This is a genomic window from Mycobacterium sp. UM_CSW, assembly GCF_000455205.1.
Lineage (GTDB): Bacteria > Actinomycetota > Actinomycetes > Mycobacteriales > Mycobacteriaceae > Mycobacterium.
The window spans coordinates 1-15398 of record NZ_AUWQ01000083.1 but is presented as its reverse complement, the minus strand read 5'-3'; the positions used below and the strand labels follow the sequence as shown (position 1 = coordinate 15398).

Below are 15398 nucleotides of genomic sequence, written 5' to 3'. Positions count from 1 at the left end.
AGGTCAGTAGTCGGATTCGCCGGCCATGATCTCCGCCAGGAAGGCGTCGCGCGGCGGCCGGTCCAGCCGCGCCCTGGCCCACCGGCGAACCCGCTCCCGGGTCTCGCGGGCCTCCGGCGGCTCGGCGCCGACGATCACCGCCGTCGCCGACCAATCGTGGTCCCAGGCCGCCGCTTCCGTCACCGGGAGTTGCCGGCCGTCGACCAGTGGAAGGATCGCGCCGCCGTGGGCATCCAGCGCGCCGCTGCCGCTCACGTCCCCGGATCGCAGTTGCACGGGGATGCCGGTGGCCGGGTCGGGCCCGATGACGGCCGCCCGCACGACGGCGACCACCGCAGCGTCGGCCAGCTGGACGGTCCAGTCGACCGTGTCCTCGCCCGCGTCGAAGATGCCGGTCGGAACCGCGCCCCAGCCGATGGACGCGACACCCCGCGCGATCGGGACGGCGCCGCGCGGAGCCGCGTCCGTGCCGGCGGCCAGCGCATAGTCGTCGCGGTGCCCGCTCGGCGCGTCGAGCTCCACGCCCGGATCGTCGAGCGCCTCATACAGTTCCGGCCAGCCGTCGTCGTCCACACCGACCTCTTCGGCGAGCCCGGCGCCGGCCCGCACCAAGTCGCCTATCCGCGGATCGCCGCCAAGCAGATGCGCGGTCAGGGCGGCGGCGTGCGGTGCCAGCAGCCCCACCACGTCGGAGTCCAGGGTGTCGTCGGTGAAGAAGCCCTGCGCCCCCGAGGTCAGCAGCGCGACTTCGACGTCGAGCAGCGCGCGATCGAGGCCGGCGATGCCGTCGACGCGGCTGGCCGGCCACCACCGCCGCAGCCAATGCCCGATCGCAAGGCGCCGCAGCGGGTCGACCGAGCCGGGCACGATATCGACCCCGGCCAGCTCGATGGTTGTCGGCTCGTCGGACGCGTAGGCGAGCGCGGACACTGTCGCGACGTGCCCCGCCTCGCCCAGGACCCGCCAAAGCCAGTCGGCGCGTGACAAATCGGTGAAGGTGATGCGGGCCGACCCGTCGTCGGGTGGGTCGTCGATCGTCCACGACAGCACGCCGCCGCTGACCTCCAACACCGCGGCCAGCGGCGAATCCGCGGTGACGGGACCGGTGCTCCACAGCCCCGAGTCGGCGACCAGTCTCATCCGGCCACCTGCAATTCCAGCATCGCCTTGATGCGTTGCCGGTGGTCGAGGCTCACCGACCGCGCGACGCCCTCGAGCAGGGACCGCACCTCGTCGACGTCGTCGCACGGCTCCTGCCAGACGTCGCGCCCGTGCAGCCGCGCCCACAGCCGGCTCAGGTAGGGCTGGGCGTAGGCCGCGAGGTCGTCGACCACCTGCCGTTGGCGCGGATGGATCGGGCCGCCCTCGGCGAGGTAGCGCCGGGCGTGCAGCACGTAGGCCTCCTTGCGCAGGCGGGCCTGGATCTGGGCGGCGAGCGCGTAGCGGCTGGAGACCGAGGGGTCCAGCGGCGCCAGCTCGACGGCGATCTCGATGCCGGCCACCAGGGTCGCCTGCTTGTCCTCGGACAACAGGCCCCAGGGCGCCGCGGCCCGGTCGACCTCCTCCTCGCACAGCAGCGGGATGTCGGGCAGCGCGTCGCGGTCCAGCGCCCGCCGCAGGGTGGCGCGCACCCGGTCCACCACCGTGCGATCCAGCGGGCGATCGCTGTCGGAGCCACCCGCGATCGGTGGCTGCCGTTGTGGCTGAGCCGAACTCAAGCCCAGCCCGACGATCGACCACGGCAGCTCGGCCGCCTCGACCCGGGCCAGGGCCCCGAGGTTGTACGGTGTGGCGTCGGCGATCACGGCAGACCAGACCCGCTGCCGGGCCGCCGCGGCGCGGTGGCTGTCGGCGGGCCCCAGCACCGTGCCCAGCTCGGCAAAAAACGCAGCGGCGCCCGTCGCCGCTTCCGGGGCCCGCACGTCGCGCCAGCTGCGGTCGAGCTGGGTGGCCAGCGCGGCCACCACATCCGGGCCCGCCACGTATTGGTGCAGCACCTCGATCGCGGTGCGGTCGCGGCCCTGGTGAATGTCGTTGAGCACCGCTGCCGCCGTCTCGCTATCCTGCGGCGCCGGTGGGCCTTTCGTCACGGCGAGCTCGAAGCACACCGGGAAGTACAATTCCTGGGCGTTGCCGGTGCGGATGCGCTGCCTGCGGCGCTCGAGCTTGAGAGTGTCGAACCACGCTGCGGCGGAACGTAATTCGCGCGCGTTGCCGATGATGAGCTCGTGCATGGCCGCTGCGGTGTCCGGTGCGACGACGGGGGCCGAATACTGCGGGTTGGATCGCAGCCGGAGCACCAGGGGGTCGATGATGCGCTTGACGGTCCGGCTCAAGGGTCCGCCGTCGTCGCTGCTGAGCACCTCGACGCCGGGGCCGATCGCGCGCCACGCGGCCTCGATCACCGACCGGCGTGGGTGGCCCGCGGCGACGACCGTCGCAACCTGCGAATCCGCGCTCATTCCGACAGGATAGGGGCTCTCCGAAAATATCCGTAGCCGAAAAGTTGGGTTCGGTAGCCGTTTGGGCGTTCCAACCTGGTGGCATGAGAAAGCTGATCATGCTGCTGTCGGGCGTCGTGCGGATCCCGTTCGCTCCGCGCCGCAACACCGCGGGGCCCACCGTCGGAGTCGGCACCGTGCGCACCGTCGGCGACGAGCGCCAGGTTTTCATCGAGGTCGTGGCCGTGTCCGGCGAGACGTTCATCGGGAAACTGGCCCGCTGTGACGGCGATGCCGACGTGTCGATGCTGCGCCCCGGCCTGGTCGTCCTGGTGGCGTTCGATCCCGCTGCCCGCGAGGAGCTTTCGCTGCCCGACGATGTGGTGGCCGTCAACGCGTCCTGGCTGGCGTCGATCTGAGTGCGTTATCGCGCGCCGTCCACCGCGAAACTGACCATGGCGGCCCAGTAGAGCGGGCTGGCGGTCAGGACGCCGTCACGCCAGCGGCGCATCTGCGCGCGCTGCCAACGGTTCAGCGCGCACCCCGCGTCGGCGCCGTCGTGCGCCTCGTCCACGGCGACAACGACATCGGCCATCGGGTCGGCTGCGTCGGCGGCGGCGAACCGTCGATAGGCCGCGGACGTGGGCAGTGACCACAAGGTGGCGCTCACCAGCTCGGCGCCGCCCAGGACCATTGCCGCCACCAGGCCGGTCGCCTCGTCGAATTGATAGTCGCCGCCCGATCCGCAGGCCAGCAGGGCGACCCGTGGGGGGATGGGCAGTTGCAAGGACATCAGGTCCGATGCGGTCAGCGGGCGATGATCGCCGATGGGCTCGGCGTCTCCCGGAACCTCCGCCGTGCAGGCCAGGTGCAGCGCCGCGCGGTCGGCCTGGCCGTGCGCCGAACTGGCGTGGCCGACATACATGAGCCGGCTCGGGGATTGTGCGAGCTGCTTGGCCAGCCAGACGCGGTCGGCATCCTGACGGCGGAACAGCTCGACGGCGGCGTCGACTTCGGGCAGCACCGGTCGGTGGCGCATCAGCCCGGCGAAGTGTTGCGTCAATTGCGTTGCCGCCGACGGCCTCCCGAGCACCGAGCCGAGCTCGGAGTCCGGCCGCTGCCCGGGCACGCGGGGGTCGAGGACCAGCACCGGGGGCCCGTGCCGCCGGGCGTCCCAGCCGGCCGGCGCCCGTAGCGAGTGCACGATGTTGGGTGGCACCGCCATCAGCACGTCGACCAGTTCCATCAGCCGATGCCCATCGGTGCGGGCGCCGATATCGTCGAGCTGCCAAGGGATCTGGGCGGCCACCCGGCCGCTGGAGGTGATGGCATCCTGGCGCGCGCGCACGAGCTCTTCCTTGCTCGGCCCCGATTTCGGCACGGCCAGCAGGCCCCACGGCACGCGGGCCAGCCGAGCGCTGGGCGAGACGAACAACACTGCGCGCGGGGTGGACACGCATTCCGTCAGCAGCTGCCAACCGGGCGCGCCGATGAGCAGCACCCCGAGGATGTAGGCCATCGTCAACTCGGTGTCCGGCGCCGCGAAGGGACCTGTCGTCAGCGCCCGCTCGATGGCGTCGCGACGGCTTTCCGTGCCGTTGGGCTCCGGTAGGGCGCCGGCCAGTTCCTGCAGGGCCGCGAGCAGGATCGGATCCTCGATCACCCAGTTGACCGTCTTGGACGGCTGCCCGACGATCCGCAAGCTCCCGTACGTGACGATCCCGACGTCGGCGAAGCGCAGGACGAGAGTCGGCCGGTCCGTGTTACTCATGGCCAGGTGGACCAGGCGGGTTCGCCGGCGGTGACCTCGCGGCCATAGCGCTGCAACGCCAGTTCGCGGTAGTGGCAAAGGATCGGCGCGGCATCCGGATGCATCTGCAGCGGCGGCAGCGGGCCCAGCCGCGTGAGCGACCGGCCACCCAGCGCCGGCGGGCCTGCTGCGGCCAGCGCTTCGCCGTCCTCGATGAGCACCGCTGGGGTGGCCGTGGACGCCCACTCGCCGATCTTGGCGCGCTCCGGCTCCATGTCGAAAGTCCCTCGGGCACTGTGGTATTCGACCAGCTCACTGATCAGCTCGGTGTTCTCCCACTCCCACGCGACGGCGAAGGCGCCGGCCAGGATCGGCGCCGAAACGCTGGTCGCCCAACGTGATCGCGCGTCGGCGTCGGCGATCGAATACCGGACCGAGTCGACCGCGAGCGCGGCCGGCACCTTGAGCTCCGCGGCCTGTTCGAGCTTGCTCATGCCGCGCCAGTATTCCGGGGTGCCGATCTCGCCCTTGAGGATGCCCAGGCCCTCGGCCTGCCGCGCCTCGGTTTCCTCCAGCGTCTCGTCGGGATCGCCCGAGCTGTCGAAGCCGAGGTCCGCCAGCGCATCCGCGCGCCACACCGTGCCGAGCTGGTTGTCGAGCTGGGCGTATTGCAGCCAACTGCTGCGCGGCGACGAGTCGAGCAGTTCCCGCGCCTGGGCGATTAGCTCGACCGCGTCGGCGAATTTACTCCAAAAGATCGCGATCCAGCTGCGTTGCAACAGAATACGGTGCAGGTACAGCGGCTTTCCGAGGTCGCGCCAGTGCCGCTCGGCGTGCTCCCAGCACTCGTCGGCCGCCTGGAGGGCCCCGGACCCCAGCCGGGTGAATCCCATGTAGAGCCAGCACCGAGCGATGTCGTGCGCACGGTCGTAGCGCGCGATGACGGGGTAGGCCTCCGAGACCAGCTGCTCGGTGCCGGCGTGGTCCGCCGATGCCCAGCAGGCCGCCGCGCGTTCCAATTGTGTTCTGGCCGTTGCCAGTTCCCAGCCGTTCGCTTGCGCGCGGGCGCCCGCCCGGCGCAGCCAGGGTTCGGCCTCGGCCAGTCGCCCGGTCTCGACGCAGAACCTGCCGTACTCGGTGGCCGCCGCCACCCGCAGATAGTCGCCGAACGGGCTGTCGCTGCGCAGGCGATCCGGATCCTCCAGCGCGGCCAGCACCTGCTCCCATAACGGAACCGATTGCACGTGAAGGTCGTCGTCGCAGAGCGCGCTGGCGCAGAGCATCTGCGCGTGGGTGACGAGGTAGCCGTGCTCGTCGGCGAGGTCGGCGAGATCACCCTCGGGGGCCGTGTCCGACAACGCGGCCAGCGCCGCCGCGGCGCCCTCGTGATCGCCGAGGGCCGCGGCCAGGCCCGTTTCCAAAAACTGCGCCCGTTGCGAGTACCGCACCATCATGTGCGCCACCTCGGCGTCGGACATCCGCACCTGTGCGGCAGCCTCCGGCATGGTGCCGGCCGAAATGCCCGAATAGACGGCCAGGCAGTCGCGGATGCGCCGGATCGACTCGCGCACTCCGTCATTCACCCCCCGCGCCAGGTAGATCTCACCGAGCTGTGCCAGGGCTTCCAGCATCAGGTCGTCCCGGTCTTCCCGCTCGATGCGCGGCACCAGCGACAGCAGCAGATCCCGCGCCGAGTTCTCGTCGGCGGCGAACGCCAACCGGCGGGCGTTCTCCAATTCGCCGGGGATCGACACGGCTGCATCATAAATCCGCCGCCGCGAACGTGGCGAGAAACCGAAGCGGCGGGCGTTTGAGTGAGGGCACGCCCGCCGCTTCGGCGTTCGATCGATCAACCGCAGGTCACCTTGATGCTGAAGTCCTTGGTGATCATCCCGGCCATCGGGTTCTTCATGTCGGCGCCCTGAGCCTGTCCCGTGATGGTGTACGTCTTGCCGTCCACCGACACGTTGGCCGAGCCGACCTTCGCACCCATGCCGTTGCTGACCGACAGGGCGTTGCCGTCGACGAAGAGCGCGAGCGACTCGACCGCCGGGGGGTTCGCGTCGGTCATCACCACGGCCAGCGCCTGCTGGGGCCCACTGGTGGTGCCGCTGCCGATGTCGATCTTGCCGCCGGTCCTGACGCAGGTCACCGCGGACGGGTTCAGGCCGGGCAGGTCGGTGCCGCCGACCTTGACCTGCGCGTTGGTGCCGGTGCCGGTGGAGGCACTGGGCGCCGTGCTCGACGCCGGGCTGGCTGAGTGGCCCCCGCTCGAGCAACCCACCAGCGCAGAGGCGACGCCGAGGGTTCCAATCGCTCCCACGAGAAGACGTTTCACTGCAGTTCCTTCCTTCATGCGCCGCCCCAGTGGCGTCGTCATGGGCGCAAGTACAGACCGGCCGCGTCGCTACCGATCCCAATTTCGACGGTCACCCGGTAGGCTGCCTCGACACGGCCCCACGAAGGGAGACGCGCAATGGCGAGCGTGAAATGGCTGGAACAGCCTGAGGCGCATGACTTCCCGGCGGCGGCCGACTACCTCGCCTTGCTCGCCGAGCCCGGCACCGCCAACGAGTTGGCCGAAAAGCTGAAGTCCGGAGTCGTCAGCCACAAGAAGGCCAAGGACATCCTGCGGGCGGCGCAACTGAGGCTGCTTCCCGACGACAATCCGCACGTCGCCGCGGATCTGTCCAAGATCAAGAAGGGGCAGGCGTTGTCACCGATTCTGCTGGTGCGCGGCGACTTCACGGCGGGTGTCCCGCTGCAGATCGCCGACGGCTACCACCGGGTGTGCGCGAGCTATCACACCGACGAGAACACCGACATCCCCGTCGTCATCGTGTCATCGTGATCGAGATCGAAGCCGCCGGCGCGGTCCGGGTCCTGACGATTTCCTCCGGGCGCGTCAACGCCCTCGACGTCGAGCTGCTCAGGGAGCTGACCGACGCCCTGGGCGAGCTGCAGCACTCGGGCGCCCCCGCGCTCGTCGTCACCGGCGCCGGTCGCGCGTTCAGCGCCGGGGTCGACCTCAACCGCGTGGTGGACGGCGGTTCGGCCTACACCGACCGGCTGATCCCGGCGCTGTCCGAGGCGTTCGAGGCGCTGTTCTGCTATCCGGGCCCGACGGTGGCCGCGGTGAACGGAGCCGCCATTGCCGGCGGGTGCGTGCTGGCCTGTGCCTGCGACCGCCGGCTGATCAGCCCACAAGCACAGATCGGGGCGACCGAGGTCCGGGTCGGAGTGGCGTTTCCGGTCGCCGCGCTCGAGGTGATGCGGTACGCGTGCGGGGACCGCGCGGAAGAGGTGGTGCTCGGCGGCGGTGTCTACCGAGGCGAGGACGCCGTCGCCAACCGGCTCGCTCACCGCGTCGTCGCCGACGATCTGCTCGGGGCGGCGGTGGCGGAGGCCTCCGACCTGGGCGGCATCCCAACCGACGCCTACCGGCACACGAAAGCGCAGCTACGGGCCCCCACCCTGACCCGGATGCGCGAGGGTGCGCTTGTCGACAGCGAGGTGCGGCAGCTCTGGGGCTCGGACGAGACGCAGCGGCGCATCGCCGCCTACGTCGAGAGCCTGCGGCGCCGCTGAGTTATTCGTCGAGCGCGACGCCGCCGCGAGTGCGCCTGCGGCGCATCCGGTGTGAGCCCTTGCCGGTAGGCCGGCGGTTCTGCAATCCGCCCCGCGGCTCGTCGGCGGCTTCGGCTTCCTCGGCGGCCGGTTCGGCTTCCGTCTCGGCCTCGGCGCTGGCCTCGACGGGCTCTTCGGCCTTTTCCGTTTCTTCGGATTCTTCCGTTTCTTCGGTCTCTGCGGTCTCGTCGGCCTCTTCGGTGAGTTCGGCCTCGGTGTCTTCGGCTTCGGTTTCTTCGGCTTCGTCCGCCTTCTGGCGGCGAAGGCCCCGCTTCTTGGGCTGCTTGGCCTTCTTCGGCTTGATCGGTTTCGGCGGTGGCGGCGGCAATTCGGCGATAAATGACAGGTAGAACGCGAAGATGCCGATCACGCCGATCGCGGCGGCGGCGCCGTAGACGGCGAACAACCACCGCCCGGCGTGGTCCAGGCTGAGCCAGATCTCGCTGATCGCCGTGCCGATGATGAGCACGCCGGAAAGCACGTGGGCCACGATCGACCAGAGCCGGATGGACAGGGCGAGCTGGGGCGTCCCCAATTCCGGCTTTCGGGTCCGCAACTGGGTGAACACCACCGGAAGGGCGGCCAGGGCCACCAGGGCACCCGTCACGATCCGAAGCGTCGTCCCCAACGAATGCGTGGTGTCGCCCATCAACTCAGGCCAGCGGGGCAGCACGAAAAAGAAGTAGAGGACGCCGGCAGCGATCGAAAACGACGCGTGCCACGGTATGGCGACCTTGCGCCCCATACGCCTCCTCATGCTGGTACCGGGGCCACGTCGGCCCGGTACGCCAGCCTAAAGGCCGTTCAGAGCGATTCCAAACAACCCCGTGCGTGGTCGCGCCTCAAACCGAGGACGACCGGTGGCGGAGGATGCGGGATTTGAACCCGCGAGGGCTGTTAACCCAACCCGCGTTCCAGGCGAGCGCCATAGGCCACTAGGCGAATCCTCCGTGGGCCATGGTAACCGAGGGGCGCGCGGTCGCTGCCGGTTGTTGTGGGCTTGGGTATTAGACTCGCCGGAGGACCCCGCGCGGCGTCTATCCTGTGAACTCCCCCAGGGCCGGAAGGCAGCAAGGGTCAATGGGCTCTGTCGGGTGCGCGGGGTCCCCTATGTCCGATGTGTGGCGGACCTCGAATCCAGCGTTCAACAACGAAAGGTCCCCTGGTGGCGTTCGACTCCCTCAGCCCTGACGAGCTGGCCGCGGTGCACGCCCGCAATCAGCAGGAATACGCGGATCTGCAGGCCAAGAAGCTGGCCCTGGATCTGACGCGCGGGAAACCCTCGCCGGAGCAGCTCGACCTGTCCAACCAGCTACTGAGCCTGCCCGGCGACGACTACCGCGACGCCGAGGGCACCGACACCCGCAACTACGGGGGTCTGCACGGCCTGCCCGAACTGCGGGCCATCTTCGGCGAGCTGCTCAGCATCCCGGTGCAAAACCTGATCGCCGGCAACAACTCCAGCCTGGAGCTGATGCACGACCTCGTCGCCTTCTCGATGCTGTACGGCGGGGTCGACTCGCCGCGGCCCTGGAAGGACGAGCCGGCCGTCAAATTCCTGTGCCCCGTCCCCGGCTACGACCGCCACTTCGCCATCACCGAGACCATGGGCATCGACATGATCCCGGTCCCGATGCTGCACGACGGGCCGGACGTCGACCTGATCGAGGAGCTGGTCGCCGTCGACCCCGCCATCAAGGGGATGTGGGCGGTGCCCGTGTTCGGCAACCCCACCGGGATCACCTATTCCTGGGAGACGGTTCGCCGGCTGGTGCAGATGCGCACGGCCGCGCCCGACTTCCGGCTGTTCTGGGACAACGCGTACGCGGTGCACACCCTGACGCACGATTTCATCCGCCAGGTCGACGTGCTGGGTCTGGCGGCCACGGCCGGCAACCCGAACCGGCCCTACGTCTTCGCGTCCACCTCGAAGATCACCTTCGCCGGTGCCGGGGTCAGCTTCCTGGGCGGGTCGCTGGGCAACATCGCGTGGTACCTGCAGTACGCCGGCAAGAAGTCGATCGGCCCGGACAAGGTGAACCAGCTGCGGCACCTGCGCTTCTTCGGCGACGCCGATGGCGTGCGCCTGCAGATGCTGCGCCACCAGCAGATCCTGGCGCCCAAGTTCGCGCTGACGCTTGAGATCCTGGATCAGCGGCTGAGCGACTCGAAGATCGCCTCGTGGACCGACCCGAAGGGCGGCTATTTCGTCAGCCTTGACGTGCTGCCCGGCACGGCGCGGCGGACCGTCGCCCTGGCCAAGGACGCGGGCATCGCGGTCACCGAGGCGGGCGCGTCGTTTCCGTACCGCAAGGACCCCGACGACAAGAACATCCGGATCGCGCCGACCTTCCCGTCGCTGCCGGACCTGCGCGACGCGGTCGACGGCCTGGCGACCTGCGCGCTGCTGGCGGCCTCCGAGGCCCTGCTGGCGTCCTCCCCGTCGAGTGTGAGCTGACGGCTTTCGCGGTGCGCCCAGGGCGAAAAGTCCGGCGAGTTCCCGCCGCACGTTCACGCTGAAAGCCGCGGATGCACACTCGACGCCGCTCGGGCTTCAGTCAGCCCGCGACGGTAGCCTGCTGACCGTGGCCCTCTACCGCAAATACCGACCGGCAACCTTCGCCGAAGTAGTAGGGCAGGAGCACGTCACCGAGCCGCTGTCCATCGCCCTGGAGGCCGGCCGAATCAACCACGCGTACTTGTTTTCCGGGCCGCGCGGCTGCGGAAAGACATCGTCGGCGCGCATCCTGGCCCGGTCGTTGAACTGTGCGCAGGGCCCGACGGCCAACCCGTGCGGGGTTTGCGAATCCTGCGTCGCGCTGGCGCCCAACGCGCCGGGCAGCATCGACGTGGTGGAGCTCGACGCCGCCAGCCACGGCGGCGTGGACGACACGCGCGAGCTGCGCGACCGCGCGTTCTATGCACCGGCACAGTCGCGCTACCGGGTGTTCATCGTCGACGAGGCGCACATGGTGACCACCGCCGGGTTCAACGCGCTGCTCAAGATCGTCGAGGAGCCGCCCGAGCACCTCATCTTCATCTTCGCCACCACCGAGCCGGAGAAGGTGCTGCCGACGATCCGGTCGCGCACCCACCACTACCCGTTCCGGCTGCTGCCGCCGAAGACCATGCGGGCGCTGGTCGGGCGGATCTGCGAGCAGGAGGGCGTCGTCGTCGACGACGCGGTGTATCCGCTGGTGATCCGCGCCGGCGGTGGCTCGCCGCGTGACACGCTTTCGGTGCTCGATCAGTTGCTGGCCGGGGCCGAGGGCAATCACGTGACGTATCAGCGAGCGCTGGGCCTGCTGGGCGCCACCGACGTCGGACTGATCGACGACGCCGTCGACGCGCTGGCCGCCGCGGATGCCGCCGCGTTGTTCGGCGCGGTCGAGTCGGTGATCGACGCCGGGCACGACCCGCGGCGTTTCGCCACCGACCTGTTGGAGCGCTTCCGCGATCTCATTGTGCTGCAAGCGGTTCCGGATGCCGTGAGCCGCGGCGTGGTGGATGCGCCCGAGGACGTGCTGGACCGGATGCGCGAGCAGGCGGCGCGCATCGGCCCGGCGACGCTGACCCGCTACGCCGAGGTCGTGCAGGCCGGGCTGGGCGAGATGCGTGGTGCGACGGCGCCGCGCCTCTTGCTCGAAGTGATCTGCGCGCGGCTGCTGCTGCCCTCGGCCAGCGACGCCGAGTCGGCGCTGCTGCAACGCATCGAGCGGATCGAGACCCGGCTGGGCGTCTCGATCCCGGCGTCGGAGGCCGCCGCTGAGCCCAGCCCACCGCCGCGGCGGGTGACCGTTTCCCGGCCACAGCCGAAACCTGAGCCCACGCCCGAGCCGGCCCCCGAACCGGCTCCGGCACCGGCACCTGTACCCGCGCCCGCGCCCGCGCCCGAACCCGAATCCGCCTCCGCCCCAGGCGAACTCAACGCGTCGGCGGTGCGGACCATGTGGCCGACGGTGCGTGACAAGGTGCGTCAGCGTTCCCGCACCACGGAGGTGATGCTGGCGGGCGCAACGGTCCGCGCGGTGGAGGGCGACACGTTAGTGTTGACCCACGCGTCGGCGCCGCTGGCCAAGCGGCTGTCCGAACAGCGCAACGCCGACGTCATCGCCGAGGCGCTCAAGGACGCGCTGGGGGTGAGCTGGCGGGTGCGCTGCGAGGTCGGTGACCCGGCGCCCGCGCCGACCGCCCCACCGCCGGTCCTGCGGGAAGCGCCGCCGGAAGAGCCCGCCGACGCGGCTTCGTCTCAGCGAGACGAAGAGGAACACATGCTTGCCGAGGCCGGTCGCACCGAGGCGGGCCCACGGCGCGATCCGGAAGAGGTCGCACTCGAGCTGCTGCAGAACGAGCTGGGCGCGCGCCGCATAGACGGCGGCTAGTGGCGATCGTAAGCGCGCGTTGGGGGCACCTCCCGCTTGCGGGGGACCGGGCGCAACGGGTCGCCACCATCGGACTAGGCCGGAGCTAAGGCGTCCACCACGGCCGCAGCGGCAGGTCGTCGTCGCCGCGGGCGTCGACGTTGGCCGCCAGCACGTGATGCAGCTGAAGGTTGTTCTGCTCGAAGGCAACACGTGAGGCCGCCATGTACAAGCCCCACACCTTGGCGGTCGCCAACCCGACCTCGGCGACTCCCTCGTCCCAGTGTTCGACGAGGTTGCGGCACCAGTCGCGCAGCGTCATCGCGTAGTGATGCCGGAAGTTCTCCTCGTGCAACACCTCGAAACCGGCGTCCTGGATCTCGGTGACGATGCGGCCCGAGCCGGTCAGCTCGCCGTCCGGGAACACGTAGCGGTCGGTGAACCCGCCGGCGAACGAGGTCGACTTGTTGTCGTGCCGGGTGATGCAGTGATTGAGCAGCAGCCCGCCGGTGCGCAACTTGGACTTCAGGAAGCCGAAGTAGGCGGGGTAGTTCTTGACGCCGATGTGCTCGGTCAGGCCGATGGAGGACACGGCGTCGAATCCCGCCTCGGCGACGTCGCGGTAGTCGGAGTGGCGCACCTCGGCGAGGTCGGCCAGGCCCTCGTCCTCGATCGCCCGCCGCGCCCACTTCGCCTGCTCGGCCGACAGGGTGGCGCCGATCGCGCGGACGCCGCGTCGCGCCGCATAGCGCACCATGCCACCCCAGCCGCAGCCGACGTCGAGCAGCCGGTCGCCCGGCTGCAGCCGCAGCTTCTCGAAGATCAGCCGGTACTTGTTGTCCTGGGCCTCTTCCAGCGTCGCGTCGGCGTTCGGGTAGACCGCGCAGGTGTAGGTCATCGACGGGCCGAGCACCCATTCGTAGAAGGTGTTGGAGACGTCGTAGTGGTGATGGATGGCCTCGGCGTCGCGGGTCTTGCTGTGCATGACACCGGCGGCGACACGCCGCCACCGCGGCGGCGCCTCCTCCGGCGGTGGGGCGACGGGCAGCAAGTGCTCGAGGCCCATCGACCGGACGACGTTGGCGAGCACCCGCGCCGACGGCCGCTTGAAGTCGACCCGGTCGGTCAGCGTCTTGAGCAGCGGATACGGATCGCCGGGATGCACGCCGTAGGTCTGCAGGTCACCCGACACGTAGGCGCGGGCGAGGCCGAGTTCGCCGGGGGCGGTGGCCAGATAGGTGGCGCCGCGAGGCGAACAGAGGTCCAGGCCCAGCTCGGCGTCCTCGCTGCCGGCTGTGCTGCCGTCGTACGCGGTGAACTTCAGTGGGTGGCGCCCGGTCGCGGCGAAGATCTCCAGGATCTCGGCCATGCTGAGCTTGCCCGTAGTGGTGTGGCGGGGCTCTTTGGTTGTCGTCATCGCCGTTGCACCGCCTTTGCGTACAGGTCCAAAAGACGCGAGTCGGGGTCGTAGGTCTTTTTCACGGTTTTGTATGTCTCCCCGCCATAGAGTTCGTCAAACTCCTCGCGGGTGTAGAACGAGTCGGAGTACAGCGACTTGTGGCCGTCGAGCTCGCTGACCTTGGCCTCGATGGCACGGTTCGTCACCCCCGTTGCGCTTCCCCCGGCCGCCGGTACCGACGACCAGAACCCAATATTGACGTATGTGTGATCCGGCCGCATCGGATACAGCGGCCAGCCCTCGTGATCGCGCAGTCGCAGGGGGCACAACCAGATCGGGGTGATGGGCACGTTGTCCAGGAACCACTCCAAGAACGCGCAGGTCCGTTCGACCGGCACCTCGACGTCCTGCACCACGCGTTCGCGCGGCGGACGCCCGTGGCGCTTCTCGATCCGGTCGGCGATGCCGAAACGCTGGTCCAGGGCGATGAGTTTCGAGTAGACGCTGCTGCGCCGGTAGCGCCGCGGCCACCAGCGGCGCACCCGCGGGTCCTGCACGCCGAACGCTCGTGAGCACCAAAACCAGTCGGTGTCCCAGCGCCACAGGTAGTCGTGGATCGTCAGCCGATCGTCCTTAGTGGCTTCCACCCCGACCGAGTCGTGCCGAATCGATTGGTAGTAAATGTCTTTCCCGGTGTAGTCGCTGACCGGGCCCGGGGTGCCGGTCCGCCGGCCCACGCACAGGTAGCTTTCGTCGGCGCTGAAAACCACGCCGTCCAGGTAGTCCACGGGCGTGCCGCCCTGTCCGCCGGTGTCGATGATGCGTTCCATCGCCGCGATCAGCTCGGGCAGCGAGCGGAATCGGACGTGGCGCAGCGCCACGAACGGCGCGACGGGTTCCAGCTCGATCCGAATTCTGGTCGAATAGCCCAGCGTCCCATAGGAATTGGGGAAGGCGCGGAACAGGTCGGGATGCTGGGTGCGCGACGTGGTGAGCAACTCGCCGGCGCCGGTGAGGATGTCCATCTCGAGCACCGACTCGTGCGGCAGGCCGTTGCGAAACGACGCCGACTCGATGCCCAGGCCGCTGACCGCGCCGCCGAGTGTGATGGTCTTCAATTGCGGAACCACCAGTGGCGAAAGGCCATACGGCAGGGTCGCGGCCACCAGATCCTCGTATGTGCACATGCCGGCGACGTCGGCGGTGCGGGATTCGGAATCGACAGAGAGAACGCCGGTCAAACCGGAGGTGTCCAGGCCGCGTGAATCGCGTTTGGTGCGGGCGCGGAACAGGTTTGAGGTGGGCTTGGCTAGCCGGACGGCGGACGTCGTCGGGATGGATCGATAACTCGCCATCAACCGATCGACGCCCGCTGCGTGAGCCGAGAGTGCAGATCCAGGGACAGGCACCAGATATACCCTAGTCTTCGAAAACAGCCCGTGCACCAGAGCGCGGGCGCGATTAGCAGGAGGAGTCGGGCCTGATGGGCCAGGTGAGCGCAGCCAGCACGATCTTGATCAACGTCGGGCCCGAGGCCACCCTTGCCGCGGTGGCGGACTACCAGAAGGTGCGTCCGAAAATCCTGTCCCCGCAGTACAGCGAGTACCAGGTGCTGCAGGGCGGCCAGGGTGCGGGCACCGTCGCCAAGTGGAAGCTGCAGGCCACCAAGTCGCGAGTGCGCGACGTGCAGGTGGACGTCGACGTGGCCGGCCACACCGTCATCGAGAAGGATGAGAACTCGTCCATGGTGATCAACTGGACGGTCGCACCGGCCGGACCGGGGTCCAGCGTCACGGTGAAGACCACCTGGACCGGCGCGG

At 69.6% G+C, this 15398-nt stretch carries 14 protein-coding genes, 1 tRNA gene and 1 other RNA gene; 7 read left to right on the top strand and 9 right to left on the bottom strand.

All coding sequences use genetic code 11. From position 1 onward, the window contains the following. Positions 1 to 3 precede the first annotated feature (3 nt). Both N415_RS24440 and N415_RS24435 read right to left on the bottom strand, forming a co-directional pair. The gene (locus N415_RS24440) at positions 4 to 1140 is read right to left on the bottom strand and encodes a hypothetical protein (protein WP_068187476.1); all 1137 of its coding nucleotides are present in this window, start codon (positions 1138 to 1140) and stop codon (positions 4 to 6) included. After that, positions 1137 to 2462 carry a hypothetical protein gene (locus N415_RS24435; RefSeq protein ID WP_068187475.1) on the bottom strand — a complete coding sequence of 442 codons (1326 nt, stop codon included), beginning with the start codon at positions 2460 to 2462 and terminating at the stop codon, positions 1137 to 1139. Before N415_RS24435 ends, N415_RS24440 begins: the two co-directional genes overlap by 4 nt. A gap of 98 nt (positions 2463 to 2560) precedes the next feature. On the opposite strand from N415_RS24435, the gene N415_RS24430 reads away from it, so the two are divergent. Beyond that, positions 2561 to 2860 carry a hypothetical protein gene (locus N415_RS24430; protein ID WP_231982141.1) on the top strand — a complete coding sequence of 100 codons (300 nt, stop codon included), beginning with the start codon at positions 2561 to 2563 and terminating at the stop codon, positions 2858 to 2860. 5 nt (positions 2861 to 2865) lie between these two features. Here N415_RS24430 and N415_RS24425 read toward each other — a convergent pair whose 3' ends face one another. The 3 genes from N415_RS24425 to N415_RS24415 all read right to left on the bottom strand — a co-directional run bounded on the left by N415_RS24425 (position 2866) and on the right by N415_RS24415 (position 6529). Further along, positions 2866 to 4212, bottom strand: a complete 1347-nt coding sequence (locus tag N415_RS24425) for a CHAT domain-containing protein (protein ID WP_068187474.1) — start codon at positions 4210 to 4212, stop codon at positions 2866 to 2868. After that, positions 4209 to 5945, bottom strand: a complete 1737-nt coding sequence (locus tag N415_RS24420) for a hypothetical protein (protein WP_068187473.1) — start codon at positions 5943 to 5945, stop codon at positions 4209 to 4211. Before N415_RS24420 ends, N415_RS24425 begins: the two co-directional genes overlap by 4 nt. A gap of 95 nt (positions 5946 to 6040) precedes the next feature. After that, the gene (locus N415_RS24415; protein WP_068107046.1) at positions 6041 to 6529 is read right to left on the bottom strand and encodes a lipoprotein LpqH; all 489 of its coding nucleotides are present in this window, start codon (positions 6527 to 6529) and stop codon (positions 6041 to 6043) included. A 138-nt stretch (positions 6530 to 6667) separates the two neighbouring features. Between N415_RS24415 and N415_RS24410 the strand changes: the two genes are divergently transcribed. After that, on the top strand, positions 6668 to 7042 hold the full coding sequence (locus N415_RS24410) for a hypothetical protein (protein WP_067155790.1): 375 nt from the start codon (positions 6668 to 6670) through the stop codon (positions 7040 to 7042). Next, entirely contained in the window at positions 7039 to 7779 is a 741-nt protein-coding gene (locus N415_RS24405; protein WP_068187472.1) for an enoyl-CoA hydratase/isomerase family protein, read from the top strand. The genes N415_RS24410 and N415_RS24405 overlap by 4 nt, the downstream gene beginning before the upstream one ends. A gap of 1 nt (position 7780) precedes the next feature. Here the strand turns inward: N415_RS24405 and N415_RS24400 are convergent, their stop codons facing one another. Both N415_RS24400 and N415_RS24395 read right to left on the bottom strand, forming a co-directional pair. Further along, on the bottom strand, positions 7781 to 8563 hold the full coding sequence (locus N415_RS24400) for a hypothetical protein (protein WP_068187471.1): 783 nt from the start codon (positions 8561 to 8563) through the stop codon (positions 7781 to 7783). Positions 8564 to 8679: 116 nt separating this feature from the next. Beyond that, a tRNA-Ser gene (locus N415_RS24395) sits at positions 8680 to 8768 on the bottom strand. Between the two features lie 67 nt (positions 8769 to 8835). Here N415_RS24395 and ffs point away from each other — a divergent pair. From ffs to N415_RS24380, 3 genes are all read left to right on the top strand, one after another. After that, positions 8836 to 8932, top strand: an RNA gene (gene ffs, locus N415_RS24390) — signal recognition particle sRNA small type. Between the two features lie 51 nt (positions 8933 to 8983). Next, on the top strand, positions 8984 to 10276 hold the full coding sequence (locus N415_RS24385) for an aminotransferase class I/II-fold pyridoxal phosphate-dependent enzyme (RefSeq protein WP_152531554.1): 1293 nt from the start codon (positions 8984 to 8986) through the stop codon (positions 10274 to 10276). A 127-nt stretch (positions 10277 to 10403) separates the two neighbouring features. Further along, positions 10404 to 12200, top strand: coding sequence for a DNA polymerase III subunits gamma/tau (locus N415_RS24380; protein WP_068187470.1), 1797 nt, complete (start codon positions 10404 to 10406; stop codon positions 12198 to 12200). A gap of 85 nt (positions 12201 to 12285) precedes the next feature. Here N415_RS24380 and N415_RS24375 read toward each other — a convergent pair whose 3' ends face one another. Then, positions 12286 to 13596, bottom strand: coding sequence for a class I SAM-dependent methyltransferase (locus N415_RS24375; protein ID WP_193376502.1), 1311 nt, complete (start codon positions 13594 to 13596; stop codon positions 12286 to 12288). Further along, the gene (locus N415_RS24370; protein WP_068187495.1) at positions 13593 to 14990 is read right to left on the bottom strand and encodes an FAD-binding oxidoreductase; all 1398 of its coding nucleotides are present in this window, start codon (positions 14988 to 14990) and stop codon (positions 13593 to 13595) included. The genes N415_RS24375 and N415_RS24370 overlap by 4 nt, the downstream gene beginning before the upstream one ends. 71 nt (positions 14991 to 15061) lie before the next feature. Between N415_RS24370 and N415_RS24365 the strand changes: the two genes are divergently transcribed. Continuing rightward, positions 15062 to 15398: SRPBCC family protein (locus tag N415_RS24365; RefSeq protein WP_068187469.1), on the top strand; the 337-nt coding region annotated here is incomplete at its 3' end.

Coding starts and splice junctions, on each gene's coding strand:
- N415_RS24400 (WP_068187471.1), bottom strand. CDS start 8,563: ATGGGGCGCAAGGTCGCCATACCGTGGCACGCGTCGTTTTCGATCGCT.
- N415_RS24375 (WP_193376502.1), bottom strand. CDS start 13,596: ATGACGACAACCAAAGAGCCCCGCCACACCACTACGGGCAAGCTCAGC.
- N415_RS24410 (WP_067155790.1), top strand. CDS start 6,668: ATGGCGAGCGTGAAATGGCTGGAACAGCCTGAGGCGCATGACTTCCCG.
- N415_RS24425 (WP_068187474.1), bottom strand. CDS start 4,212: ATGAGTAACACGGACCGGCCGACTCTCGTCCTGCGCTTCGCCGACGTC.
- N415_RS24435 (WP_068187475.1), bottom strand. CDS start 2,462: ATGAGCGCGGATTCGCAGGTTGCGACGGTCGTCGCCGCGGGCCACCCA.
- N415_RS24430 (WP_231982141.1), top strand. CDS start 2,561: ATGCTGCTGTCGGGCGTCGTGCGGATCCCGTTCGCTCCGCGCCGCAAC.
- N415_RS24440 (WP_068187476.1), bottom strand. CDS start 1,140: ATGAGACTGGTCGCCGACTCGGGGCTGTGGAGCACCGGTCCCGTCACC.